This is a genomic window from Mycobacterium sp. TH-M82 (assembly GCF_057473605.1).
This window is the reverse complement of sequence record NZ_JBYCKY010000034.1, coordinates 1-2,284: the sequence shown is the minus strand read 5'-3', so window position 1 is coordinate 2,284 and position 2,284 is coordinate 1. Positions and strand designations below refer to the sequence as shown.

The window sequence follows — 2,284 nt, the reverse complement described above, 5'->3', positions numbered from 1 at the left end:
GCAGTTCCGGATTCGTCGCGACAAGCGGGCACGGCTGTTGGCCGAAGGCCGCGACCCCTACCCGGTCGCGGTCGACCGGACGCACACGTTGGCCCAGGTCCGCGCCGGCTACCCGGACCTGGCCGCCGGCACGTCCAGCGGTGACGTCGTCGGCGTCGCCGGCCGGGTGGTGGCCGCCCGCAACTCCGGCAAGCTGTGCTTTGCCACGCTGCAAGAAGGTGACGGCACTGCGCTTCAGGTGATGATCAGCCTGGCTGACGTCGGTGAGCGGGCGCTGGAGAACTGGAAGGCCGACGTCGACCTCGGCGACATCGTCTGGGTGCAGGGCGAGGTGATCAGTTCGCGCCGCGGCGAACTGTCGGTGCTGGCCGACTCGTGGCGGATGGCGTCGAAGTCACTGCGGCCGCTGCCCGTCGCGCACAAGGAGATGAACGAAGAATCACGGGTGCGGCAGCGCTACGTCGACCTCATCGTCCGCCCGCAGGCACGCGCGGTGGCACACCGGCGCATCGCGGTTGTCCGCGCCGTTCGCACCGCGTTGGAGCGGCGCGGATTCGTCGAGGTCGAGACCCCGATGCTGCAGACGCTGGCGGGCGGGGCGGCGGCCCGGCCGTTCGTCACTCATTCCAATGCCCTCGACACCGATCTGTACCTGCGGATCGCACCGGAGCTGTTCCTGAAGCGCTGCGTTGTCGGCGGTTTCGACAGGGTCTTCGAACTCAATCGTGTGTTCCGAAACGAAGGCGCCGATTCCAGCCATTCGCCGGAATTCTCGATGCTGGAGACCTACCAGGCGTACGGCACCTACGATGATTCGGCGGTGACCACCCGCGAGATTATTCAGGAGGTCGCCGACGAGGCGATCGGCACCAGACAACTGCCGCTGCCGGACGGCAGTATCTACGACATCGACGGTGAATGGGCATCGATACAAATGTATCCGTCGCTGTCGGCTGCGCTCGGCGAAGAGATCACGCCCGCCACCCCGGTGGATCGGTTACGCCGAATCGCTGACCGTCTCGATGCGCCGGTTTCCGACGGCCACGGCGCCGGGCACGGCAAACTGATCGAACAGTTGTGGGAGCACACCGTCGGACATAACCTGCGGGCGCCCACTTTCGTCAGGGACTTTCCGGTGGAGACGACTCCGCTGACGCGTGCGCACCGCAGCATCGCCGGTGTCACCGAGAAGTGGGATCTCTATCTGCGCGGCGTCGAACTGGCCACCGGATACTCCGAACTCGTCGACCCGGTGGTGCAGCGGGACAGGTTTGCCGCCCAGGCGCGTGCCGCGGCAGCCGGTGATGACGAGGCGATGGTGCTCGACGAGGATTTTCTGGCCGCCATGGAGCACGCGATGCCGCCGTGCACCGGCACCGGAATGGGGATCGACCGCTTGTTGATGGCGCTGACCGGGCTGTCGATTAGAGAGACGGTTTTGTTTCCGATTGTTCGGCGCCACGGCGACTGAACTGCCCCGCCAGTCGCGATGTTGAATGCTCTGCGTTTTTATGGCAGATTGGACTTCGACGTCCGCGCGGCCACAGCGGGTTGCTCGATTCAAACGACGCACAGTTTGCGCACAGGAAGAAACGTGAGGATGAGCCGATGGCGAAGAAAGTGACCGTCACCTTGATCGACGATTTCGACGGTTCGGGTACCGCCGACGAAACAGTCGAATTCGGCCTCGACGGGGTGACCTATGAGGTTGACCTTTCGACTAAGAATGCCGCGAAACTACGCGGGGACCTGAAGAAATGGATTGAAGCCGGCCGCCGGGTCGGTGGTCGGCGGCGTGGGCGTTCGGCCTCCGGTAAGCGCGGGGCGATCGATCGCGAACAAAGCGCCGCAATCCGGGAATGGGCCCGCCGCAACGGGCACAATGTGTCGACCCGCGGCCGCATTCCAGCCGACATCATCGACGCGTTCCACGCGGCTACCTGACCACCTGGCCCGCACGTCCGTGGGCCCACCCGCCCGGCCCAGCCGGTTTGGTTTTCGCTGCAAGCGAACCGGCTGGTGACCGCTGTGCGACCTGAATCGGAAACGTTTCCCGATCCCCCGGCGTTGATCTGTCCTAGCAGCGTCTTACGGTCGAACCCACAGTGATGTGCTGTGCACGTCAAAGCACAACCCGGTTCAGCGCCCATTAGAGTGGATGGCAGCCACGCGACGCCAGCGCTGTAAGAGATGGCGAGGGAGAGCAGGTAAGAAGCCGATGTTCGAAAGATTTACCGACCGTGCCCGCAGGGTCGTCGTCCTGGCGCAAGAAGAGGCCCGGATG

The 2,284-nt window shown here is 64.8% G+C and carries 3 protein-coding genes; all 3 read left to right on the top strand.

Going from position 1 to position 2,284, the window contains the following annotated elements; translation table 11 throughout:
* Window positions 1-1,471: lysine--tRNA ligase (gene lysS / locus AC2VON_RS01165; protein ID WP_486951309.1), on the top strand; the 1,471-nt coding region annotated here is incomplete at its 5' end.
* A gap of 137 nt (window positions 1,472-1,608) precedes the next feature.
* The gene (lsr2, locus tag AC2VON_RS01160; protein ID WP_486951308.1) at window positions 1,609-1,944 is read left to right on the top strand and encodes a histone-like nucleoid-structuring protein Lsr2; all 336 of its coding nucleotides are present in this window, start codon (window positions 1,609-1,611) and stop codon (window positions 1,942-1,944) included.
* Between the two features lie 274 nt (window positions 1,945-2,218).
* Window positions 2,219-2,284 (top strand): hypothetical protein (locus tag AC2VON_RS01155; RefSeq protein WP_424712776.1); only part of this gene is annotated, 66 nt, incomplete at its 3' end.

Excerpts from the sequence above, each read along its gene's own strand:
- lsr2 (WP_486951308.1), top strand. The coding sequence starts at position 1,609 with ATGGCGAAGAAAGTGACCGTCACCTTGATCGACGATTTCGACGGTTCG.